Here is a 23,547-nt window from a genome sequence, read left to right as displayed (position 1 = left end):
AAAATGATCGATGGACAGTCAATGCAGTAAATACCCTTTTGCCGATGGCTATTTTCTCACGCCGGTTCCGTTATACAACCGGAGTATTCATCAGCTACATTTTGTCGATACACAGGACAACGCCTATCAAATTATCATTAACCACGGCCGCTTGGCGGATAATCAGAATTTACAGCAGTTCGTGGAGCAAGAGGTGGAAAAGATGCAGCGGCAGGTGCCCGGCTTTAGCCTTGAAGCGACCTTACCCACTTACCGAATCGGCCCGGCGCAATGTGAGGTGATCCAACAGACGCATAAGTTATTGCATGAAGGGTGTTGGTTTACGCAACAGTGTGCCTTTATTCATCTGCCATTACATCCACAACTGAACCCTTATGAAAAAAATAGTGTTGTCATCTCATTAGCCACCCCTAATGAACAGCCCGAACAGCTGGCGCACTATCAGCATATTATTAATAGCTTTGTTCCTTGGGAATAACGTCATTGCACTCGGTGTGGCCTATACTCAAGGTTAAGACCAAACCCGAGTGCAGCCAAGGAGACATAGGGTGACTCAATCAACCTACAGTTATCAACCGACACAGGGTCATGGCCTCGCCCATGATCCACTTAATGCGATTATTGCCCCGCGACCGATTGGCTGGATCTCTTCACGCAGCGCAGCGGGGCAACGTAATCTCGCTCCCTACAGCTTTTTTAATATCTTCAATTATCAGCCACCGATTATCGGCTTTGCCAGTAGCGGGTGGAAGGATAGCGTGGCAAATATCGCCGAAACCAAAGAGTTCGTGTGGAACCTCGTCACCAAGCCGCTTGCCCAGGCGATGAACCAAACCTCTTCCCCCCTCCCCCATGGGCAAGATGAGTTCGCGCTGGCCGGATTAACGCCAGTGAAAAGCCAGCTTATCGCCGTCGACCGTGTGGCCGAAAGCCCGGTGCATTTCGAGTGTCGGTTAACTCAGCTGATTCAACTGCGTGATATCCAGGATAAGCCTATCGACAGCTGGTTGGTATTGGGTGAGGTCGTGATGATCCATATCCGGACGGCGCTACTCGACGAGCAAGGCGTCTACCAAACGGTCGAAGCCGCACCGTTGCTACGCGCGGGCGGGCCATCGGCTTACTATGGTATTTCGGACGATCAACGCATCGACCTTTGGCGACCAAGCTAATCTTATGATGTGCCGATCAAGCTGCGATCATCGTGATTAACACGATGATAAGCAGTAACACATAAATCCTGGCATGCCAGAGATCGGCAATCTTAGGGAGGTAGCGCTGACTGATCACCATCCCGCACCAGCCGGTGACTACCAAGATCGCCAAGGTGGGTAAATGAATATCGCCTCGTTTACTCATTCAAGAAAAGGACTTACGGTGGCAGAGTTTCTCGCCAGTTTAAAGAGAAAGCGACAAAGCGCTAACCGGTTGCAACACCCGCGAGAGCCCCGTGTGACAAAAATTTTTTCATTATTTCGCCCCCCACATTCTTAGTCTGTCATTAACGACTCTCGCTGAGATCAATACGGCAAATAGATTGCCGGATATAGCATAAGTGATTCTATTTACTTGGTTTATTGTTATTACTACTATCGACACCACACCCTAGCCATCTCTCTTATCTTGCGAATTTTTTCGGCAAAGACATGCACTATCACTCATAGCAAAAAACACACTATCTCTACATACTGGTAGACACCAGAGCACAATAAAAGCTGAAGGATTGTGAAACGTGTTTTCTCCCTCATCATCTTAAAATATCTTGCGGTAATTAGCCGCGGCCGTGTTTTCCGGTAAGGTCGACCATAAAGGCTGTAGTTGCTGAAAGGCTTGACGCAGGGTTTGCTCATCTGCAGTGAAAGGTATACGCAGATAACGGTCAAAAGCACCAGACAGGCCAAATCGCGTCCCCGTTCCCAATAATATTCCGATATCACTCGCCCTAGACGAAAACTGGGTGGCCTGCATACCCGGTAACTCGACCCAAAAAGAGAGACCTCCTACAGGCATCGAGGTTTTCCATTCGGGAAAATACTCCTGCATTAAACGCTGACAGTCATCACGTTGCTGTTTGAGGATGCGGCGCCGCTGCGGTAAAAAGTTATCGCTATTATCCAACAACCATCCAACGGCCAGCTGGCTCAGCAGTGGCGAGCCTAAATCTAGCGAGTCCCTAATTTGTATCAGTGAAGTGATCAATGAAGGCGATGCTCGAATCCAGCCAATCCGCAACCCACCCCAAAAACTCTTCGACGCAGAGCCGAGACTGATGACCTGCTCACTATTGGAAAAAGCGGCAACAGGTAGGGGCGGAGGCTCGTGATACCAAAGTTCTGCTAGGGTTTCATCGATCACCAGCGGTGTGCGTGTCTGGGCGGCGATTGCAGCAATTTCAGCCCGACTGGCTTCATCCATACAGTAACCGGTGGGATTGTTGTAATCGGCAATAAGATAAGCCAGTCGAGGGGAGGTCTGCGCAATAGTCGCTTTCAAGCCTGTAATATCCCAGCGCCCTGACAATAGAGGAACGCCGACCGCCTGACAGGATGCGCCGCGAATAGCACTCAGCGCCGAAGGATAGGTCGGATGGTCCACGAGAACCCGGTCACCCGGACCTGCGAGTAACCGTAAAATCAGAGCAAGCCCGCTGACCGCACCATTAACAACCATCACCTGATCCGGCGTGGTCGGCAGCCCTCTTAAGCAATAACGCTGCGCGATGGATTCTCGCAAGGGTAACACGCCTTTATGGTTATAGCCGGAGGTCTGCAGTTGGCTAGGTAATAATTCCATCGCATGCGTGTAAGCTTGATGAATTTCAGCCCCTGCCATCAACGAGGCGGTTGATAAATCTAGCTGCGTCGTGGACGACATCGCTCGGTGAGCAGAGGTACTACTCGCAGGGATAACCACTTGGCTACCACTTCCTTGCCGACTTTGTAAAAACCCCTGCTCACGCAGTTGTGCCAGCGCACTGCTGACAGTAGTACGGCTTATGTTAAGGCCTGCAGCTAATTCTCGCTCACCGGGTAGCCGAGCGCCCTGTACCAGCCGACCATCAAGAATCAGCAGACGTAATGCCGCCGCAAGCTGCTGCCATAAAGGAATACGGGAGGGCGTTTGCTGCCAATGCCCGAGTAACTGAATCAGTGACTGTTGGCCAAATCGTCTTGAGGTCATATCCAATCCACTTTTTGTTAACTGGCTATTAATTTGTAATCCATTTCAAATAACAATCAGTCCACTGTCAATATAAAAATAAATGAGAACTACGATGCTTAAGAGATTATTGCAACTTTACGTTGGTTTAGTGTTGTACGGGGTTTCCTGCGGGATGTATATCCAAACGGGATTAGGGGCTGATCCATGGGATGTTTTCCATCTAGGTATTGCACAGACCTTTTCTCTTTCAGTGGGTCACGTGATCATTATTACTGGCGCTCTAGTATTGCTACTGTGGATCCCGCTGCGCCAGCGTCCCGGGCTTGGGACATTGAGCAATGTGCTGGTACTGGGATTAGCAGCCGACGCAACCCTGGCCATCATGCCGCCACTCACATCACTGATAACCTGTTGGCTCGTGTTGATTTTCGCCATTATTCTCAATGCGATTGCTACCGTGATGTATATTTGTGCCGGATTTGGTCCCGGCCCACGAGACGGCCTGATGACTGGCCTACACCGCCGCACAGGCTGGTCGTTACGATTGATTCGCACCTCGATTGAAGTCACTGTCTTACTGATTGGTTGGTCTCTCGGTGGTAATTTCGGGGTAGGTACTATTGTTTATGCGTTAGCTATCGGCCCTATGATTCAGTTTTTCCTCCCTTGGTTCCAAAAAGGTAGCCCCCTGCTCTCACCGCAGCCGACTCAATTGGCCCCGACAATTATTGCTGAGGTAAAGGAAGAGACCTAATCTTGTCTGCGCAGGGCTGATAGACTCCAAAACGATGATGACAAGGAGTGACTCGCTAAACGACGCGAGTCATTTTTTAGCAGCAAGATATATCTTCCATGCCAGCGAAGGGATGTCGTTAGTTAATATCTTTAACCTTTAACTGCCCTTTATCGACCCAAACGGAAAAAGTCACACCATAACTATTGCCATTTACCACCGTATGATCTTTTTTTATACGGTTGGTATTAATAGAAAATACATATAATTTACCGGGCTCAAAGGAAAATCCAAAATTAGGTAGGCATTTATCTGCATATAGTTGAGGCGCGTTTTCGATAGTGAATTGTTTTTCCACCGCACTATTATCATTACCGATCTCATTTATACTCAATAAAGATATATTTTCGTTTTTAGTATCAGGGAGTGTAACGCAGATATTATTACCGACCACATTCACCTTAGCCCGATGGATTTCTGATCGGGGATCATTGATATGGCAAGAGGTTAAAAACAAAATAGCGATAAATATACTTATCCTTTTCATCCTGTCGTTCTCCTATAAAATGGATGATGGTAATATTTTTACCTTTTCTTCTCATCCATATTCCGCGCTGGTATTGTCAGATTAGTGCCATGACATACATAAAAATATTAGTAATATTTCAACTGTAATAAAAAATTCTTAATATAATTTTCTTTTCTAAAATGGATCTTTCCTTGATTTACTACCCTACTCTTTCTGAGTCAATAATCATCCTTACGAGTCACACATTATGCAAGCATTCCATTTCTAAAAATTGGTAAAGGTGTGTTTGTGTAAACCTTTCACATAATCGGTTTTTCTCGAGGGAAATTTATGTAGTGCTAATTAGAGTTCGAGTATATATAAATAATTCTAAACTACCTTATCCATTCAGCAAGAACCGCATCAAGCTTCTCCAATGCCTGAACGCACTTTTCTTTTGGCATGCGCCTAATATTTAGCAACTTCCACTTAACTGCGGGTAGGTGTTGAATCTGTTCTTCTGGTGCCAGATCCCAGTCCGGTTGGCCTCGCTTAAAAGACATCAAAAAATCATAATCCCTCTGCGTAAATTGTGCTTTGAGAGCAGTAACCATTAAATTGGGTACCGCATTGAGTTCTTCCAAAGAAACCGCATCAATTGTCATCCCGTTGAACTCATTCGCATATAGTTCAGAAATATCTTTCCAGCGGGGATTAAGAACCTCAGATATTGGGCGAGGGTGTCCTAGTAGATAGGTGATGAAACCATTAAAAATGTGGCGATCAATACCTTGCATTCTGAGTAACATCTTGACGTCATAAAAATCACGGGGATGTTGCCTGTCCAACGCAGCACAAAGCTTTCCACCATAGAGATCGGCAAGCGATACCACTTGAATAGTAGCGAAACCGAACTCGTCTTCTACCGCTTCAACAACATCACGCTCTTCTGGTGCATACAGTGTACCTCGTGCAACAGGCGAAACTTCAATCTTTATCTGTGCCTCCTGAGAAGAAACTACAATGCGTATTTCATCAGGATTATTCGTTTGTAGTACCGCCGAAATACCAGCCTGATGTTGTAGTACCTCAGCAACACGCATCAAAGCAGCCCGAGCATTTGGTAATGCCACATCTCTACTTTCCAATGGAAGGTACGCCAAATCGATATCAACCGACAAACGTGGAAAATCGTGGATAAACAAATTTATCGCTGTCCCACCTTTTAGCGCAAAGCATCGCTCTGATGCCACAATAGGTAATGCCCTAAGCAGCAATACAACCTGCCGATAATACGGTGAGTGCTTATCCATGCAAACTCCCTTTATTAACCAAGTGCTCTGGAACAGTGATCTGGTATGTTTGGTCCAACGTGCCGCCCGACACGATCTGCCGTTTTCCAGTCCCCAAATCAATACTGGATTTATCTATTCGCTTAGCCCATGGATGAGCATAGTGATCGCCTAGAAACAGATAAAGTCGATTCGTTTTCACTGCTCGGCTGGATTGTAATAACCCTTCAACTTTACGTGGGCTCAGATTTACCAACCCCTGAAATAGCTCCGCAGCGTGCTCAAATGAAAGCGAACTAGGCACGGCATTAACAATCTCGTAAGCGGCTAATTCCGGTACACTCGCTTTCAACCTTTCCCCTTTAATTTCAATCTCTGTCAGATACTTGGGGTTATTCATATTAAGCTTCTGATTTGATATTAAAAACCACTCAACGTTGGGAAATTCTTTAAACCACTTTGGTAATGAAACTTTATCTTCTACGCAAAGGCAAATTGACTGATGCGTTAAGTGAAGATAATGAGAGCGTCCCTGATAGGTCAGGCTAGTAAGCCCCGCCAGATGCACAGAGATCCCTAGCTGATTTTGTAAACATAAGACGGCATCGCGCCACTGGGGATCACGTCCACTCCGCGCATAAACACCGGCACGAAGCTTTTGTAACCAATGGCTATGCATATACTTATTCGCTAACGAAGGGCTAATACCATTTTTCGTTAGCCAAGACTGTAATACCAAAGAACCTGGCTCAGTATTCTGCAAAAGCCAGTTTAATTTTGATGGCATAGATTCACCATTGGTTTAACAATATAAAAAATAGTAAACTACTGAGTGAGTAGTATGTCAATAGTGGAAGAAGCCTGTCTAACCGCATTAACGGATATCATTGATAACCATGACATTCACTGACACATTGAAAACCACGAAATGTATACCCAAGCTAATGACCACTCATGACAACTTACCCGCCCACATGCCCATGATGCATTGGTGTGATGCAGCTGCTTATTAACGATTATTTTTATAAAGATAACAAAAACTACAATTTAGCCCATACTTTTGTAACTATCTGGTTTTATGTATATTATTTGCTGTACTCATCCAGCGTTATACTCCCTCTGTTTCCCCACCCTTCTAAAAGTACAAGGCATCTCCATGAGCCGATACCATGTATCCAGCAGTGAAGGCCAGTATCAGAAAGACTCTGGCGAGCAGGTTTTGGCTAATAAGCTGGGGCTCGCTACTTCTGATGAGATGGATGAGGCTGAACTTGTCTTGTTAGAACAACTCTACCAGTCTGTTTTTGAAGAACAGTTCCCGGAAGGGCAGCTCAGCGTAGCCATGCTAAAAAACTGGCATCGCCGCTGGTTAGGCAACATCTACGAGTGGGCGGGACAAGAAAGAGCGGTGAATATCAGCAAAGGCGGCTTTATGTTTGCCCCCTCAGCGCAGTTGCCAAAACTGCTAAATGAGTTCGACACCAAGTATTTGGCTCAATACACGCCATGTCGCAACATGGAAGAAGAACAACTCATCACCGCTATCGCCATAACTCATGTCGAGTTGATACTTATCCATCCATTCAGAGAGGGAAATGGACGCCTATCACGACTATTAGCTGACGTGATGGCTGTTCAGGGGGGATACAAATCGCTGGATTATCAAAGCTGGGAGCAAAACAAATCCCAGTATATCTCGGCTATCCATGCTGGCATATCAATGGACTACGAACCGATGAAACACTGGGTCAGTGAAGCATTAAGAAAGATCTAAGCGAGGCGAAGATGCGCGAATTTCTTGCGTGCGGCTTCAAGTGAAGCTTCAACGCTAGCTGACGGCTGGCCGGTTTCGACGGCTGTTGATGTCGCCACAGAACGCATAATGTCCGAGCGAGAAGGTTTAGCATAGGTTGCATGCTCTTTTTTTCTGTTATTGATCATTAAGCCTCCTCTACATCCAATGACGTTACGCATGAAGCTGTGCGAAGGAGTATTATACCAAAACTTTTAAACGACGCCACCTCTACAACCTCAGATGAACAATGCCCTTATCAAACCTGCTTGATAAGGGGGAATCGACAAAAAATCTGCAAACAATAAATTGACATAAGCATATCAATGATGCTGAGAGGTTTGCTACTAAAGAAAGAAATAATTTCCTTTTAATTCATGATGTTGTTAGCTAAAGTGTTTTTATTAGCTTGAGGGTAGAATTCCTTAGGGCGACAGCGTTCCTATAACAGAATTAACGTGATCTGATTCACAAGTTTACAAAATGACGGAAGGATGCATCTATTCAAAATAACAGCGTATATTTTCAAGATAGTAAACATAATCATCATAACCCTTTTAATAAATCATTAATAATTTCAAACTGTCATACTCTCAATCTTTTGAAAAAAAATAATATCTTTATAACCACTTCAAAACGACCATAGATATGAGGATATTAATACTCTAAATGAATATGATAGAGAAAATGGCTACCAGTAACTTTACCAGTGAGGGGATCGGTGGGAATAACAACGCCATACTGCAAACTGCGTAATTACATGCTTCCATCACGTCCGTAAATATCACAAGATCCCATAATCTGATAACCGCCTTCGTCTTTTAAAATTAGGTGAACAGGTACAGCTATTTATTAAGCTCCTTGCTATTAGTCGTATAACCATTTCCCGGCTCTAGCTGACTCGATCAGCATACCGATAGTAAAATCTGGAACGGGTACGGGTTCCGTTTTCTTGAACGGATTCCATGAAAAAGGGAGATTGGGAAAGTAGGTTTCTATCTGGAAGTTGTCGCGCTCAACGTTGAGTTTCTCGAAAAATTCATTCATGAGATCTTCGGCTTCAAGCTCATCAATGCCTAAATCGATATCGAGATCAGTTTCAGGTGTAAGCTTCACCGGCTTAACGTTGAACAGATAAGTGCCAGCATAAGGCCGTACAAGCTCATAAACGCGCTGTTCGATACTATCTACCATAACTTATCGTTGCCCCGCGCTATGGTGTTGTACTCGCGTATGGTGCGGTAGGTGATTTGCGACACATCAGAAGCAAGTATAATTTGACCAATCAGGGGAATTGAACGGCCAACAAACGGCGCAATATTACGAACCATAACACGTCGAGCCGTCCAGAGTGTGTAACCTCCTAACCAGGTCGGAAGCGAGATACCAAAGGGGAATTTACTCTTCTTAAAAACCGCTCGTGCAGCCTTTGAAGCGTAAGAGGTTCCTTTTGTCGTATTGGCAAATTTGCCCCTCGTACCTAAATTGTTTCTTCCCGATACAAAGGCAACCACTGCACCGAAATCAGCAACGCCGATCCCAAACTGGCTGGCGGTATTCTCACAAAAAATCATAAACAGAAGGTCGGCAGCACTTAGATTCGATTTTCCCGCATAGAAGTACGTTCCGTTTAGCTCTTCTACTGTATCCATCAGTAACCTTATAATCTCTAATTATTTGCTCACTTATCGTACACCTACGCGACAGGATAGGGGAAAAATTTCTTCCGGGAGAAGTCTGATTTTATGAAACGAAATGAGGGTGATAAACCAGATCACAACATCGTGCACCGGGAATGAACTTCCCGTCCTTCGTTTTTCGATCCTTAGATACAGTTCAACTAATCCATATACTTTCAATTCAGTGCGCTTGGCCTATTCAGCTTCAATCGTACGCTGGAACTTGTCTTGTTTGAGTTCATTCGTAGGGCACCGACCTTCCCGTCGGAGGAGCGTTAATTGGTGGAGTTTAAGACGAGCAGTAGCGAGAGCAGTCTGCGGGAAGTTGCCCCGCAAAACACCGCCCCAAGCTTTCCCCTAGATCAGCCTTATCGTTACCACCTATCTTCGTCATTTCTCTCATTTTGCAGTAAAGTCGCTTCCCTCTGTGTTTTCCTGCCCTACAGACTCGGTTATCATGTAGTCATGAATGTCGATGTAGGTCACGCAACATGCGCTCACCTCTTAGCCGGTAGTAAGTCGGCCAGTGACACTTAACCTTATCTGCAAATTAATAATTTCATGATTTCAATGCGACAACGTGAAAAAAACAATAACCATAATATTCACTGACACATTGAAAACCACGGAAATGGATACCCAAGCTAATGACCACTCACGACAACTTAAGCGCCCACACCCCAATGATGCAGCAGTATCTTGGCCTAAAAGCCGAGCATCCGGATATCCTGTTGTTCTATCGCATGGGGGATTTTTATGAGCTCTTTTTTGATGATGCTCGCCGGGCGTCACAACTGCTGGATATCTCCTTAACCAAGCGTGGCTCCTCCGCAGGACAACCGATTCCTATGGCGGGTGTGCCTTATCATGCCGTGGAGGGCTATTTAGCGAAGCTGGTGCAGATGGGCGAATCGGTCGCGATCTGCGAACAGGTTGGCGACCCCGCACTCAGTAAAGGCCCGGTTGAACGTAAAGTATTACGTATCGTCACGCCGGGAACGATTAGCGATGAAGCGTTATTAAACGAACGTCAAGATAACTTGCTGGCCGCCGTCTACGAGAGCAAACAAGGGTTTGGCTATGCCACGCTGGATATCGGTTCGGGTCGTTTTCTGCTTACCGAGGCACAGAGCGAAGAAACGCTCGCAGCAGAGCTACAACGCACTAATCCCGCAGAACTGCTCTACCCGGAAGGCTTCACGGCTTTTCACTTGATCGAGCAGCGTCGTGGGTTGCGTCGCCGCCCAGTGTGGGAGTTCGATCTTGCGACGGCTCGCCAGCAACTGACGCTGCAATTCGGAACTCGTGATCTACAAGGGTTTGGGGTCGAACAGGCCTTACTCGCGCTGCCTGCCGCCGGATGCCTACTGCAATATGCGAAAGATACCCAGCGTACCGCCCTACCCCATCTGCGGAGTATCACGATGGAGCGTCAGCAAGACACCATCATCATGGATGCCGCTACGCGTAGAAATTTAGAGATTACCTCTAATCTCGCCGGGGGAACGGACAACACGTTGGCCTCGGTGCTGGATCGTACCGTCACCCCGATGGGCAGTCGGATGCTTAAGCGTTGGTTACATACCCCCCTGCGCGATGCCAAGGTTATCGCCGCGCGTCAGCAGGCGATTGCCGAATTACAGCCGATCGCTTCCTCGCTGCAGCCATTGCTCCATCAGGTCGGTGATTTAGAGCGTATTCTCGCCCGGCTGGCGCTGCGTACCGCCCGTCCTCGTGATCTCGCACGGATGCGTCATGCGTTCCACCAACTTCCTGAGATCCAAGCCCTACTCGCCGAAACGACTGGCGCATCGCTGACCGCACTCGCTGAAGGCTGCGGCGACTTTAGTGCACTGCGCGAACTCCTGGATCAGGCGGTCGTTGAAGCCCCTCCCGTACTGGTGCGCGATGGCGGGGTGATCGCCGAAGGCTATCACGCGGAGTTGGACGAATGGCGAGCATTAGCCGCCGGGGCCACGGACTATCTGGATCGTTTAGAGATCCGTGAGCGCGAGCGCTTAGGACTCGATACCTTAAAGGTCGGCTATAATGCGATACACGGCTACTTTATTCAGGTGAGCCGCGGGCAGAGCCATCAAGTGCCCATCCACTACGTGCGCCGCCAAACGCTGAAAAATGCCGAACGCTATATCATCCCAGAGTTGAAAGAGTACGAAGACAAAGTATTAACCTCCAAAGGGAAAGCGCTGGCCTTAGAAAAAATGCTCTACGAGCAGCTATTCGACCAACTCTTGCCACATCTCGCCGAGTTACAACGCAGTGCCACTGCTCTGGCAGAGCTGGACGTCTTAGCAAACCTGGCAGAACGTGCCGAGACCTTGCGTTATGTCTGCCCGACCTTATCGGAGCAGCCCGGCATTACCATCGCCAATGGCCGCCATCCGGTCGTCGAGCAAGTGTTAAAAGAACCGTTTATTGCCAACCCTGTGTCATTACAACCTCAGCGCCGAATGCTAATCATCACAGGGCCGAATATGGGCGGGAAAAGCACCTATATGCGTCAGACGGCGTTGATTGCGCTTCTTAGTTGGATGGGGAGCTACGTCCCGGCTGACGCCGTCACTATTGGCCCTATCGATCGCATCTTCACCCGCGTTGGCGCGGCCGATGACTTAGCCTCGGGACGGTCGACCTTTATGGTGGAGATGACCGAGACGGCGAACATTCTAAACAACGCCACTCAGCATAGTTTGGTGTTAATGGATGAGATCGGTCGGGGCACATCGACCTACGATGGTCTTTCTCTGGCATGGGCTTGTGCGGAAAATTTAGCGAATCAATTAAAGGCGCTAACACTGTTTGCCACCCACTACTTTGAGTTAACGGCCCTGCCCGATCAGATCCAAGGCGTAGAGAACGTACACCTCGATGCCCGAGAGCATGGCGATAGCATCGCGTTCATGCATACGGTTAGCGAGGGCGCGGCAAGTAAAAGTTATGGCTTGGCGGTCGCCGCCTTAGCAGGTGTTCCCAAAGAGGTGATTAAGCGGGCGCGGCAAAAGTTGCGTGAACTGGAAACCCAGCCCAGCCAGCGCCCTAGCCAAGCAGGCGACACGAATCAACTTTCACTTCTGAAGGAAGAGACTTCGCCCGCCCTTGATGCATTAGAGGCGCTAGACCCTGATAGCCTCAGCCCACGCCAAGCATTAGAGTGGGTCTATCGACTTAAGACACTGCTCTAAACTCAGGTAAAAAAAAAGCCATCTAAATTGGATGGCTTTTTTCGCTTTAATCGCGACTACAGAAACAGAGCATCTAAACTTAAGCCTTGATCTTCAAGGATTTCACGTAGACGGCGTAAACCTTCAACCTGAATCTGACGAACTCGCTCACGAGTTAAGCCAATTTCTTGACCGACATCTTCAAGTGTAGCGGGTTCATAACCTAATAGACCGAAACGGCGCGCTAACACTTCACGCTGTTTAGCATTCAGTTCATACAACCACTTAACGATACTTTGCTTCATATCGTTATCTTGATTGGTATATTCTGGCGAATTGTCATCGTCATCCGAAATCATATCAAGCAGTGAGGTTTCGGAATCCCCACCGATTGGCGTATCGACTGAAGCGATACGTTCGTTCAGGCGAAGCATTCGACTGACATCCTCGACTGGCTTATCCAATTTATGTGCAATATCTTCCGCCGTTGGCTCATGGTCTAATACCTGAGTCAGCTCACGAGCGGTACGTAAGTACACATTCAGTTCTTTCACGATATGGATAGGCAGACGAATGGTACGCGTCTGGTTCATGATCGCACGCTCAATGGTTTGACGGATCCACCACGTAGCATACGTTGAGAAACGGAAGCCTTTCTCTGGGTCAAACTTCTCTACCGCACGGATAAGCCCTAAGTTACCTTCCTCAATAAGATCGAGAAGTGGTAAACCACGGTTATTGTAGCGGCGCGAGATCTTAACGACCAGTCGTAGATTACTTTCGATCATTCTACGGCGAGAAGCGACATCCCCTCTCAGGGCACGACGTGCGAAATAGATCTCTTCTTCTGCGGTAAGCAGCGGTGAGAAGCCGATTTCGCCTAAATAGAGTTGAGTCGCGTCCAGTACCCGTTGGGAGGAATTCGGCGAAAAAAGATCTTCTTCCGCACTAGAGATCTCATAATCATCTTTTGAATCGCTTGTCGCATTCTGCTCTTCAAAAGCTACATTCTCATGATCGTCATAGTCAATGTCATGTAACTCTTCAACTTTCAGCGTGTTCTGACTCATTGTGATGCCTCCTGGTCCTGGGCAGAGCCAGAAGGCCCTGCATCTATCGTTGCGGTAAGTAACGCAACGGATTGACGGATTTTCCTTTATAACGAATTTCAAAGTGTAATCTTACCGAACTCGTCCCTGTGCTACCCATCGTAGCGATTTTTTGGCCTGCCGTGACTTCCTGCTGCTCTCTCACCAACATCGTCTCGTTGTGTGCGTAGGCGCTGAGATAATCATCGTTATGTTTGATGATGATTAAGTTACCGTAACCGCGTAATGCATTACCTGCATAAACAACTCGACCTGCTGCGGTAGAGACCACCGGTTGTCCGCGAGAACCGGCAATATCAATTCCCTTATTACCACCTTCCGCTGCAGAAAAACTATCAATAATCTTTCCGTTTGTCGGCCAACGCCACGTCGTAATCGGTGTTGAACTGGTAGTACTGCTGACCGTCGGTGCTGAGGTTGGTGCCACGATTGGCGCAGCAGCACTTCCTAATACAGTCGTCTTACCGGGTAATAACTTACTGTTGGATTGAACAGTATTATTACTACTTTGTTCGTCATTATCTTCAGAATACGTAACTATTGGCTGTTGTGCAACCTCTTTGGGAACGGTTCTCTGAACATTATTTGCACTATTTTCATTAGGAGTAATGTTGTCGGCTTTACTAATTTCATTAGGCCCTGTTATCGGTTGCCCTGCTCCATTCCCAATTTGAAGCACTTGCCCAGCATTCAAGCTATAAGGTGCGGCAACATTATTTTTCTGTGCAAGATCACGGAAATCGTTCCCAGTGATCCATGCGATATAAAATAATGTATCACCGCGCTTAACAGTGTAGGTGCTGCCGCTATAACTACCCTTAGGAATATTCCCATAATTTCGGTTATAGACGATTTTCCCATTACGGACTTTCACCGGCTGGCTAATCACCGCCTGCTCTGTCACCGGGGCAGAACGAACATGTGTCACGGGTTGAGGCTGCGTGATCGGTTGTGATGTCAATGAACTGGGCGTGCTGGGAACAATCGTCGAAGGGTATTGTGATACAGCACGCTGGGTCGATCCTCTTGGCGCGCCACCACTTGCGCCGATGGCGGTAATAGGTGCCTGTGAATCGGTACTCTCAGTGCTACATCCTGCCAAGCTGGCAGCAATCAATGAGGCGAGCGCCATCTGGCGATAATTAAAATTTTTGCTTCCTTTGCTCATTCATTCCCCCATAAAGGCTTACGGCTATCGGTATTGAGATCCAAGCTCAGATTTTAGAATACCAAAATGAAATTATCGTCTGATAGTAGCAGGCAACGCCAAGTCAGGCTATGAGACGATGTCAGGAAAAACGTTACGCCAGATCACCTGGAATTAACGGGACAAACCGAACGGGTTCAATGATATCATCGGTGAAGGTTTCACCTATACGCTGTATGCGCTGTAAAAATTGTTGTTCTTCACCGACCGGTAATACCATCACACCACCATCAGCTAATTGTTCAAGCAGCTCAAGCGGGATCTGCGGTGATGCTGCGGTAACGATAATAGCATCAAATGGCCCTCGTGAACGCCATCCATGCCATCCGTCACCATGTCGCGTTGACACATTATGTAAATCTAAGTTCTTAAGACGCCGCTTAGCTGCCCACTGTAATCCCTTAATCCGTTCGACTGAGTAAACGTGCTCTACTAAATTTGCTAAAATAGCCGTTTGATACCCTGATCCTGTCCCTATCTCAAGCACTCGTGAAAAAGGTGTCAGCCCTAACAGTTCAGTCATTCTTGCCACCATATAAGGTTGCGAAATTGTCTGACCATAACCGATAGGCAAGGCGTTGTTGTCCCAGGCTTTATGTTCAAAAGCCTCATCGACAAATTTTTCACGTGGAACCACCGAGATTGCACGCAGTATCGCCTCATCAGCAATACCATGCTGACGTAAATAATCGAGCAACATTTCTACACGCCGACTCAGCATGTGCCTTGACCCTCAACATTCCCTAGCCACTTTGTTAAAGGAGATACTGCATGATAAGCAGTCAAATCAATCCCTAGAGGTGTGAGAGAAACATAGCCCCGTTCCACCGCATCAAAATCGGTTCCCTCTCCGGCATCGTTAGGATGACCTTGTGGGCCAATCCAATAAAGTGTTTCACCTCGAGGATCTTGCTGCGTAATCACCTTATTAGCCGGGTGTCGATAACCACATCGTGTCACTTTCCATCCGCGAATATCCGCGAGAGGCAGATCAGGAACATTAATATTCAGCACTGGACTTAAGCGTAATGGGTGAGTGCTCAATTTGCGTAAGATCTGACAAGTGACCTCTGCCGCAGTGTCATAATGGGTATGGCCATTTAAAGAAACGGCAAGCGCGGGGAGACCTAAATGACGCCCTTCTATTGCTGCGGCAACCGTACCTGAGTAGATCACATCATCACCAAGATTAGGCCCCGCATTAATCCCCGAGATCACAATATCGGGTCCCGGCGTCATCAAACTATTGACGCCAAGATAAACGCAATCAGTAGGAGTGCCTTGCTGGACGGCAATATCTCCGTTCGCATAGTGATATGTCCGTAATGGCATATCTAAGGTTAAGGCACTGGACGCCCCACTACGATTACGGTCAGGAGCAATAATACGGACATCCGTCGCCATCGTTCGCAGCGCTTGGGCTAACCGTTGAATACCTGGTGCTAAGACACCGTCATCATTACTCAGCAGGATCCTCAATCATTTCTCCCTGTAATACGAGTTCTCTCACGACACTGGTTGCGAAACTGCCCGCTGGTAACCAGAAATTCATTTGTAAAGTATGTTCATCTATCCATGTCCATGCCATCTCTTGGGGGCACACTAACATTGCGCGCCGAGCGGCATCGACTTTTTCGCGGATCAGCAAGTCGATAAAAGGTTGCTGGCTAACGATATGCTGTTGTTCAAACTCAGCAGCGCTACCGGTGACTACCGGATTCCCTTTTCCGACCAATGGCGCAGTAATACGTAACTCGCCGTTACGAACCCGGGTTACCGTCTCGTCATACTCGTCATCACTAACGATAAACCAACTGCCCCGCCCTGTCAGCTGCACACAATCGCCCACCCACAGTGTGGTTAACGTTGACTGCTCAGCGATACGAGCACTGGTCACTTGATTAAAAATATCGCTGCGTATCGCTGAAAGGAGCAAGCTACGCTTAGCCCGATCTTTGATACGAATTTCACCGGCTGCCCATTGTTCAGCAAGCGTTAAATTATGGCGATCACGACCAAAACGTTGTTCACCGAAGTAATTAGGGACGCCTTGTGTGCTGATCAGTGCTAGACGCTGCTCAACACTCTGTGCATCACTGATATCGCGAATCACCAGCTGGAAATAATTTCCGGCTAAACCGCCGATACGTACTTTACGTTGATGGCGCGCAACCTCAAGAATTTCAACACCTTCCAATTCAAATGCCGCAAAACTGGGCATCTCTTTTCCTGGAAGGCGCGCGCAAAACGTCTGCTCCGTCACCGCATGACGGTCTTTCATTCCGGCATAACTGACTTCACGCGCTGGGATTTTCAAAAATTTTGCCAACGCATCTGCGACAAAACGAGTATTACACCCTGTTTTCCGGATGCGAATCAATAGATGTTCGCCCTGATGATCAGCAGTATAGCCAAGATCTTCAATCACACGGAAATCGCTGGTCGATTGTTTAATCAAACCTGTAGCGCTAGGCTTACCTAGCAGCCAATGCAGAGGCGTTATCTCCATTATCCTTCAACCTTAACCAGTAATGCCACCGCTTCACAGGCAATCCCTTCACCACGCCCCGTAAAGCCTAGTTTTTCTGTTGTGGTCGCCTTAACATTAACCGCGTCCATATGACAGCCGAGATCCTCCGCGATATTAATTCGCATTTGCGGAATATGTGGCAGCATTTTTGGCGCCTGTGCAATGATGGTGACATCGACATTACCAATGGTATAGCCCTTTTCTTGAACTCTACGCCAAGCTTCACGCAGCAAGCCCCGGCTATCCGCGCCTTTAAAAGCGGGATCGGTGTCTGGAAATAGTTTTCCAATATCGCCCAGTGCAACAGCCCCTAATAATGCATCGGTTAACGCGTGCAGGGCGACATCACCATCAGAATGCGCCAGAAAACCTTGTGGAAAGGGAATACGCACCCCACCAATGATGAGGGGACCTTCCCCCCCAAAAGCATGAACATCGAAACCGTGCCCAATACGCATCGTTATGCCCCTATTGGTTTTTTTGAGAAAGATAGAATTCCGCTAACGCTAAATCTTCAGGACGAGTGACTTTTATGTTGTCACTCCGACCATCGACTAATTCTGGATGATAGCCGCAGTGTTCTAAGGCTGAGGCTTCATCAGTGATGGCTTTACCTTGGTAAAGCGCTTGTTGTAAACACTCTCTTAATAATTCGAGTGGAAAGAGCTGCGGAGTCAGGGCATGCCAGAGATCGGCACGCTCAACGCTATGCGCGACACGACTCTCCCCAACAATCGCCCGTTTCATGGTGTCTTTGACCGGCGTGGCTAACAAACCGCCGACTTTACTGTGCGTGGTCAGTGCCAATAATCGCGCTAAATCGTCCTTGGTTAAACAAGGACGCGCCGCATCATGAACCACTACCCACTGGCTAGCTTGTGGCGCGATCGCCGCGAGTCCAGCTAATACCGACTCTGCACGGGTTGCTCCGCCAACGACATAACTGATGCGTGGGTCATTAGCAATGGGTAAGGATGTAAAGTGGTCATCATCAGGATGCAAGGCAACAATAACCTTGGTAATCAAGGGATGTTGGAATAATGCGGCAATACTGTGTTCGAGAAGAGTTTTACTGCCGATGGAAAGATATTGTTTAGGGCAAGATGATTGCATGCGGCTGCCAATACCAGCGGCAGGAACTACAGCAATAATTCCCGCAGTCGAAAGGGTTGTCTTCATGGATTTTCGTCGTTGTTATTGTCCTGAGGCCGGAGTGTTGACGGCGTTACGATTCTGTTCAGGCACTAAGCGAAAGAAGGTTTCACCTGGACGGATCATACCAAGTTCGTCACGAGAACGTTCTTCAATGGCTTCAGATCCACCATTAAGATCGTCTATTTCAGCAAATAGCTGGTCGTTGCGTGCTTTTAACTTAGCATTCGTCTCTTGATGCTGTGCAACTTCCTCGCTGACGCGACTGTAATCATGGATACCATTTTTACCGAGCCACAATGAATATTGTAACCATCCCAGTAAAATCAGTAACAATAAAGTGAGTTTTCCCATCCTTCCCCCCGACAGATTCGCTAATCTTCCCACAAGTTAGCGTCTGACTCCACAGTAACATTCGGCAAGTCAGCGTTTTATAGTAAGTTTTAGTCTGATAATACCCGCTTAGTCAGTATTACCACCCAACAAACATATAAAACAGTACCCAAAAACTGCCGCTGACGATGACAAGCGTAAGAATAAAGGTCACCAAGAGTTTTTGCGGTTGCCATACCGAGACAGCCATCCCTAAAAAAATGGCAACCGGTAAGAGTGCCAAAAAGAAAGGCCAAGTATAGAGGAAAAAAAATAGAACACTGGAACCAAAAGCGACAAAGGGAGAGAGCAGTGAAAGACAGTAAGCAAATATACCAAAACAGCCCCCCGCAACAAGTGTTGAGGGCCATTCTTTGGTATGGGGAGGCATATTAATGACTGGGTCTGGCAGATCTGGCATAGAAATCGTAGCTTATCCTATAAGGGTCAAGCAGCGATAATAGCGCGCTCGCGCAGGAGATTGATGATCTCTTCGCTCACTTTTGTAACGAATTGTTCACCATCGACCCGTAACTCAGGTGCAAGAGGCGCCTCATAGCCAGAGCCAATGCCGGTGAAATCCTTAATCTCACCGGCTCTCGCCTTACGGTAAAGACCTTTGGGATCTCGGGCTTCACAAATTTCTGGCGCCGTGTCGACAAATACCTCGAAAAACCGCTCTTCACCAATCAGTTCTCGAGCGAGCTGCCGCTCACTGCGATGGGGTGAAATAAAGGCGGTCAGTACCAGTAATCCGGCATCGGCCATTAAGTTAGCCACTTCACTGATGCGACGAATATTCTCTTTACGGTCTTGATCGCTAAACCCAAGGTCACGACATAACCCTTGTCGTACATTGTCTCCGTCCAGTAAAAAAGTGCTAACCCCTCGTTGATGCAGCGCAAGCTCTACAGCACCCGATAGGGTGGACTTTCCCGACCCCGATAGCCCAGTAAACCACACGACAGCACCACGATGTTTATGCAGTGATTCGCGCATTTCGGGTGTGACAGCATGTTGATGCCAAACGATATTCTCAGCCTGTCGACTCATTTAAGTATTTCTCTTAAATTTTTCGCATCCCAATGCGGGAAATGCTTACGGATCAAATCATTAAGCTCTAATTCAAACGCACTAAATTGTCCTTGTGAGACATGAGTTGTACGCGTTTGATACACCATACCCGCACCAACGGTCACATTACTCAGGCGGTCGATAAAGATTAAGCCGCCGGTCACCGGGTTAACGGTATAAGGATCGAGCATTAATGGCTCATCAAAGGTTAATACCACCCGCCCAATTGCATTGAGTGGCAGAGATTGCGCATCACCCGTTTCTAGGGTGTTGATATTGACCTGATGAATAATCTCGTCAACCACTGCACGGGCGGTTTTACCCGCCACCTTTATTTGATAACTTTGCCCCGGTTGCAGAGCATTTTCACCCATCCAGACTACATCCACTTCCGCTGAGTGAGTTGGGCTTAGTTGCTCTTCGCTGTCCACCAGCAAGTCACCGCGAGAGATATCAATTTCGCTATCAAGCACGAGAGTGACAGCTTCACCGGCAGAGGCTTGGGTTAAGTCGCCATCAAAAGTCGTGATCTTAGCAATGCGGCTAGTCACACCAGAAGGCAGCACTTTTATCTGTTGGCCTACCGATACCGTGCCGGATGCGATGGTGCCAGCATAACCTCTAAAATCAAGATTAGGGCGGTTCACATATTGCACAGGGAAGCGCATCGCTTGCCCATCGACCACTTTATTGATATCAACGGTTTCTAAGATATCCAACAGCGTCGGGCCGGTGTACCACGGCATATGTTGGCTCACTGCTGCGATATTTTCGCCTTCTAACGCTGAGACCGGCACAAAACGAATATCGAGGTCATTCGGTAATTGCTTGGCAAAATCGAGGTACTGCTGGACAATCTCATTAAAAGTCGTCTCGCTATACTCCACCAAATCCATCTTATTCACCGCAACGACCAAGTGCTTGATACCGAGTAAGGTCGAGATAAAGCTGTGGCGACGAGTTTGATCCAGAACACCTTTACGCGCGTCGATCAGTAAAATGGCAAGATCACAGGTCGAAGCCCCCGTTGCCATGTTACGAGTGTACTGTTCATGTCCCGGAGTATCAGCAATGATAAACTTACGTTTTTCGGTGGAGAAATAACGGTAAGCCACATCAATAGTAATACCTTGCTCACGTTCAGCTTGTAGTCCATCGACTAAGAGAGCGAGATCCAGTTTCTCACCTTGCGTACCGTGGCGTTTGCTATCGTTATGCAACGAAGAGAGCTGATCTTCATAGATCTGACGGGTATCGTGCAATAATCGGCCAATAAGCGTACTTTTGCCGTCATCCACGCTGCCGCAGGTTAAGAAACGGAGTAAACTTTTATATTGTTGAGCGGTTAGCCAGGCTTCTACCCCACCCTGATCGGCAATTTGTTGTGCTAATGCGTTATTCATAATCAGATCCTTAGAAGTAACCCTGACGTTTTTTCATTTCCATCGATCCCGCTTGGTCTCGGTCAATGACCCGTCCTTGGCGTTCACTAGTGGTAGAGACCAACATCTCTTCAATAATTTCCGGTAACGTCTCGGCAGAAGAGTCGACGGCTCCGGTAAGTGGCCAGCACCCTAAGGTACGAAAACGCACTTTACGCTGCTCAATTTTTTCACCGGGTTGTAAATCGATCCGTTCATCATCAATCATCATCAGCATTCCATCGCGCTCAAGCACCGGACGTTCAGCCGCGAGATACAGTGGGACGATATCGATATTTTCTAAGAAGATATATTGCCAAATATCCAGTTCCGTCCAGTTTGAGAGCGGGAATACACGAATACTTTCGCCCTTATTAATTTGGCCATTGTAGTTATGCCATAGCTCTGGACGTTGATTTTTCGGGTCCCAACGGTGGAAACGATCACGGAATGAGTAAATACGCTCTTTCGCCCGCGATTTCTCTTCATCGCGGCGTGCGCCACCAAAAGCAGCGTCAAAGCCGTATTTATTCAGCGCCTGCTTCAAGCCTTCCGTTTTCATAATATCGGTATGTTTGGCACTGCCATGCACAAAGGGATTAATCCCCATTGCGACACCTTCAGGATTACGATGAACAATCAATTCAGCGCCAATCTCTTTAACCATACGGTCGCGAAATTCATACATTTCTTTGAATTTCCAGCCGGTATCTACGTGCAGAAGTGGGAAAGGTAATTTTCCTGGGTAAAAGGCCTTACGCGCAAGGTGCAACATCACCGAGGAGTCTTTTCCGATCGAGTACATCATCACCGGATTGGAAAACTCTGCGGCCACTTCGCGCAGGATATGAATGCTCTCTGCTTCTAGCTGACGCAGATGAGTCAGTCGTTGTTGGTCCATACGATACCTCAAATAATAGGAGTAAGCGCTGAAGAGGAGGCCATCAGTGTGGATGACTTCTGAAACCAGGCTAAATGCTGATGTAAGTGAACGACCTCGCCAATGACCACTAGGGCGGGCGAAGGTGCTTCAGCCGCTAAGACCGCTAATTGGTCTAAGCGGCCGGTCTGTACGGTTTGATCTTGACGCGTACCACGTCCAATCACTGCTACCGGTGTGTCTGCAGCGCGTCCATGGTCAATAAGACGTTGGCTAATCTCTGCAGCCTTTACTGTTCCCATATAGATAGCCAACGTTTGATCCGTCAATGCTAACGCCGCCCAATCCGGCTCTCGGCCCTCTTTACGGCAATGTCCGGTAATAAATACCACGCTTTGAGCGTAGTCACGGTGGGTAAGAGGGATCCCTGCGTAAGCGGTCGCCCCTGCTGCTGCGGTGATCCCCGGGACAACTTGGAAAGGAATATTTGCTTCCACCGCGGCTTCAAGCTCTTCGCCCCCTCGGCCAAAAATAAAGGGATCGCCACCTTTTAAGCGAACGACTTTCTTACCTTGCTGCGCCAAGCTGACTAACAATTGGTTTGTCTCTTGCTGTGGCACTGAATGTGCGCCCGCGCGTTTACCTACACAAATACGTTCGGCATCACGACGGACAAGATCTAAAACCTCATCACTAACAAGGTGATCGTAGAGCACTACGTCAGCAAGCTGCATCACTTGCAGCCCTCGTAATGTCAGTAGCCCCGGATCGCCAGGCCCACCTCCCACAAGGTAGATTTCGCCGCGCTGGGCGATCGGCTGCTGTAAACTTTCAGCCAATATTTTTTCAGCCTGTACTAAATTTCCAGCCGTTGCTTGGTGTAAAAACTCGCCATTAAAAAGACGTTCCCAGAATCGACGCCGATCCGGCATACGCTGAAAACGCTGTTTGACCTGATCGCGCCAACGTCCCGCTAAGTGCGCGGCATCACCAAGACGCGCAGGAAGTAAGGTTTCAAACTTTTCACGCAATGAACGCGCCAATACGGGGGCGGTTCCCGCCGAAGAAATGGCAACAATAATTGGTGAACGGTCGACGATAGAGGGAAAAATAAAGCTGCATCGGGCTTGGTCATCCACAACATTGACCAACTTAAATTTACGTTGTGCGTCCTGATAGACTCGCTCATTTAACGCATTATCGTCGGTGGCGGCTATCACAAAGAACACTGAGTCGATTTGCTCGGGATGATACTCGGTATCGATCCATGTCACTTTCTTCTCTTCCGCCAAACGGTTAACTTCGTCTGATAATTCACGTGCAGCAATCAATACGGTGGCTTGCGCACGTAATAAGAGGTCAATTTTGCGCGATGCAATCTCACCGCCCCCAATCACTAACACTGGGCGTTGTTTTAGTTCAGCAAAAAGAGGTAAGTAATCCACAGGCGCTCA

At 47.7% G+C, this 23,547-nt stretch carries 26 protein-coding genes; 5 read left to right on the top strand and 21 right to left on the bottom strand.

The features are described from left to right. Nucleotides 1-10: 10 nt before the first annotated feature. Entirely contained in the window at nt 11-478 is a 468-nt protein-coding gene (locus HGT73_RS11560) for a DcrB/PsbP domain-containing protein (RefSeq protein WP_214215164.1), read from the top strand. A 70-nt stretch (nt 479-548) separates the two neighbouring features. After that, a complete protein-coding gene (locus HGT73_RS11555) occupies nt 549-1,172 on the top strand; it encodes a flavin reductase family protein (RefSeq protein ID WP_214215154.1) in 624 nt (207 codons plus the stop codon). A gap of 16 nt (nt 1,173-1,188) precedes the next feature. Here the strand turns inward: HGT73_RS11555 and HGT73_RS11550 are convergent, their stop codons facing one another. Then, the gene (locus HGT73_RS11550) at nt 1,189-1,359 is read right to left on the bottom strand and encodes a hypothetical protein (RefSeq protein WP_214215152.1); all 171 of its coding nucleotides are present in this window, start codon (nt 1,357-1,359) and stop codon (nt 1,189-1,191) included. 393 nt (nt 1,360-1,752) lie between these two features. Continuing rightward, nucleotides 1,753-3,180 (bottom strand): MocR-like transcription factor YczR, encoded by a 1,428-nt coding sequence (gene yczR / locus HGT73_RS11545; RefSeq protein ID WP_214215150.1) that lies wholly within the window; start codon nt 3,178-3,180, stop codon nt 1,753-1,755. 94 nt (nt 3,181-3,274) lie between these two features. On the opposite strand from yczR, the gene yczE reads away from it, so the two are divergent. Then, complete coding sequence (yczE, locus tag HGT73_RS11540; RefSeq protein WP_244968548.1) at nt 3,275-3,916, top strand: membrane protein YczE; 642 nt, start codon at nt 3,275-3,277, stop codon at nt 3,914-3,916. 118 nt (nt 3,917-4,034) lie between these two features. Here the strand turns inward: yczE and HGT73_RS11535 are convergent, their stop codons facing one another. From HGT73_RS11535 to HGT73_RS11525, 3 genes are all read right to left on the bottom strand, one after another. Next, nucleotides 4,035-4,442 carry a putative T6SS immunity periplasmic lipoprotein gene (locus HGT73_RS11535; RefSeq protein WP_214215148.1) on the bottom strand — a complete coding sequence of 136 codons (408 nt, stop codon included), beginning with the start codon at nt 4,440-4,442 and terminating at the stop codon, nt 4,035-4,037. A 356-nt stretch (nt 4,443-4,798) separates the two neighbouring features. Then, a complete protein-coding gene (locus tag HGT73_RS11530) occupies nt 4,799-5,716 on the bottom strand; it encodes a nucleotidyl transferase AbiEii/AbiGii toxin family protein (protein ID WP_214215146.1) in 918 nt (305 codons plus the stop codon). Then, on the bottom strand, nt 5,709-6,482 hold the full coding sequence (locus HGT73_RS11525; RefSeq protein WP_214215145.1) for a type IV toxin-antitoxin system AbiEi family antitoxin: 774 nt from the start codon (nt 6,480-6,482) through the stop codon (nt 5,709-5,711). The genes HGT73_RS11530 and HGT73_RS11525 overlap by 8 nt, the downstream gene beginning before the upstream one ends. Nucleotides 6,483-6,851: 369 nt before the next feature. Between HGT73_RS11525 and HGT73_RS11520 the strand changes: the two genes are divergently transcribed. Continuing rightward, nucleotides 6,852-7,469, top strand: a complete 618-nt coding sequence (locus tag HGT73_RS11520) for a Fic/DOC family protein (RefSeq protein WP_214215144.1) — start codon at nt 6,852-6,854, stop codon at nt 7,467-7,469. Here HGT73_RS11520 and HGT73_RS11515 read toward each other — a convergent pair. The 3 genes from HGT73_RS11515 to HGT73_RS11505 all read right to left on the bottom strand — a co-directional run bounded on the left by HGT73_RS11515 (nt 7,466) and on the right by HGT73_RS11505 (nt 9,139). Beyond that, the gene (locus HGT73_RS11515; RefSeq protein WP_214215251.1) at nt 7,466-7,636 is read right to left on the bottom strand and encodes a hypothetical protein; all 171 of its coding nucleotides are present in this window, start codon (nt 7,634-7,636) and stop codon (nt 7,466-7,468) included. The genes HGT73_RS11520 and HGT73_RS11515 overlap by 4 nt on opposite strands. Before the next feature lie 718 nt (nt 7,637-8,354). Then, nucleotides 8,355-8,681, bottom strand: coding sequence for a DUF1493 family protein (locus HGT73_RS11510; protein ID WP_214215140.1), 327 nt, complete (start codon nt 8,679-8,681; stop codon nt 8,355-8,357). Further along, nucleotides 8,675-9,139 (bottom strand): STM2901 family protein, encoded by a 465-nt coding sequence (locus HGT73_RS11505; protein WP_214215134.1) that lies wholly within the window; start codon nt 9,137-9,139, stop codon nt 8,675-8,677. Before HGT73_RS11505 ends, HGT73_RS11510 begins: the two co-directional genes overlap by 7 nt. Nucleotides 9,140-9,813: 674 nt before the next feature. Here HGT73_RS11505 and mutS point away from each other — a divergent pair. Beyond that, complete coding sequence (mutS, locus tag HGT73_RS11500; RefSeq protein WP_214215128.1) at nt 9,814-12,369, top strand: DNA mismatch repair protein MutS; 2,556 nt, start codon at nt 9,814-9,816, stop codon at nt 12,367-12,369. 56 nt (nt 12,370-12,425) lie between these two features. On the opposite strand, the gene rpoS is transcribed toward mutS, so the two are convergent. The 13 genes from rpoS to cysG all read right to left on the bottom strand — a co-directional run bounded on the left by rpoS (nt 12,426) and on the right by cysG (nt 23,538). Then, complete coding sequence (gene rpoS / locus HGT73_RS11495) at nt 12,426-13,418, bottom strand: RNA polymerase sigma factor RpoS (protein WP_214215126.1); 993 nt, start codon at nt 13,416-13,418, stop codon at nt 12,426-12,428. 43 nt (nt 13,419-13,461) lie between these two features. Then, a complete protein-coding gene (nlpD, locus tag HGT73_RS11490; protein WP_214215124.1) occupies nt 13,462-14,625 on the bottom strand; it encodes a murein hydrolase activator NlpD in 1,164 nt (387 codons plus the stop codon). 133 nt (nt 14,626-14,758) lie between these two features. Beyond that, nucleotides 14,759-15,385, bottom strand: coding sequence for a protein-L-isoaspartate(D-aspartate) O-methyltransferase (locus tag HGT73_RS11485; protein ID WP_214215122.1), 627 nt, complete (start codon nt 15,383-15,385; stop codon nt 14,759-14,761). Continuing rightward, nucleotides 15,379-16,143, bottom strand: a complete 765-nt coding sequence (surE, locus tag HGT73_RS11480; protein WP_214215121.1) for a 5'/3'-nucleotidase SurE — start codon at nt 16,141-16,143, stop codon at nt 15,379-15,381. Before surE ends, HGT73_RS11485 begins: the two co-directional genes overlap by 7 nt. Then, a complete protein-coding gene (gene truD, locus HGT73_RS11475) occupies nt 16,124-17,173 on the bottom strand; it encodes a tRNA pseudouridine(13) synthase TruD (RefSeq protein WP_214215120.1) in 1,050 nt (349 codons plus the stop codon). The genes surE and truD overlap by 20 nt, the downstream gene beginning before the upstream one ends. Continuing rightward, nucleotides 17,173-17,652 (bottom strand): 2-C-methyl-D-erythritol 2,4-cyclodiphosphate synthase, encoded by a 480-nt coding sequence (gene ispF, locus HGT73_RS11470; RefSeq protein ID WP_214215119.1) that lies wholly within the window; start codon nt 17,650-17,652, stop codon nt 17,173-17,175. Before ispF ends, truD begins: the two co-directional genes overlap by 1 nt. Before the next feature lie 10 nt (nt 17,653-17,662). Then, nucleotides 17,663-18,373: a 2-C-methyl-D-erythritol 4-phosphate cytidylyltransferase gene (gene ispD, locus HGT73_RS11465; RefSeq protein ID WP_214215118.1), complete on the bottom strand. Its 711-nt coding sequence runs from the start codon at nt 18,371-18,373 to the stop codon at nt 17,663-17,665. Nucleotides 18,374-18,388: 15 nt separating this feature from the next. Further along, nucleotides 18,389-18,700 (bottom strand): cell division protein FtsB, encoded by a 312-nt coding sequence (ftsB, locus tag HGT73_RS11460; RefSeq protein ID WP_214215117.1) that lies wholly within the window; start codon nt 18,698-18,700, stop codon nt 18,389-18,391. A 118-nt stretch (nt 18,701-18,818) separates the two neighbouring features. Beyond that, nucleotides 18,819-19,139: a DUF3561 family protein gene (locus HGT73_RS11455; RefSeq protein ID WP_214215116.1), complete on the bottom strand. Its 321-nt coding sequence runs from the start codon at nt 19,137-19,139 to the stop codon at nt 18,819-18,821. Nucleotides 19,140-19,165: 26 nt separating this feature from the next. Beyond that, complete coding sequence (cysC, locus tag HGT73_RS11450; RefSeq protein ID WP_214215114.1) at nt 19,166-19,771, bottom strand: adenylyl-sulfate kinase; 606 nt, start codon at nt 19,769-19,771, stop codon at nt 19,166-19,168. Then, nucleotides 19,768-21,195 carry a sulfate adenylyltransferase subunit CysN gene (gene cysN, locus HGT73_RS11445; RefSeq protein WP_214215112.1) on the bottom strand — a complete coding sequence of 476 codons (1,428 nt, stop codon included), beginning with the start codon at nt 21,193-21,195 and terminating at the stop codon, nt 19,768-19,770. The genes cysC and cysN overlap by 4 nt, the downstream gene beginning before the upstream one ends. A gap of 10 nt (nt 21,196-21,205) precedes the next feature. Continuing rightward, entirely contained in the window at nt 21,206-22,114 is a 909-nt protein-coding gene (gene cysD, locus HGT73_RS11440) for a sulfate adenylyltransferase subunit CysD (protein WP_214215110.1), read from the bottom strand. Between the two features lie 8 nt (nt 22,115-22,122). Next, on the bottom strand, nt 22,123-23,538 hold the full coding sequence (cysG, locus tag HGT73_RS11435; RefSeq protein ID WP_214215108.1) for a siroheme synthase CysG: 1,416 nt from the start codon (nt 23,536-23,538) through the stop codon (nt 22,123-22,125). Nucleotides 23,539-23,547 lie beyond the last annotated feature (9 nt).

Source organism: Rosenbergiella australiborealis (genome assembly GCF_018494035.1).
Classification (GTDB): Bacteria; Pseudomonadota; Gammaproteobacteria; order Enterobacterales; family Enterobacteriaceae; genus Rosenbergiella; species Rosenbergiella australiborealis.
The sequence above is the reverse complement of the archived record's forward strand: the minus strand, read 5'-3'. Positions and strand labels throughout refer to the sequence as shown.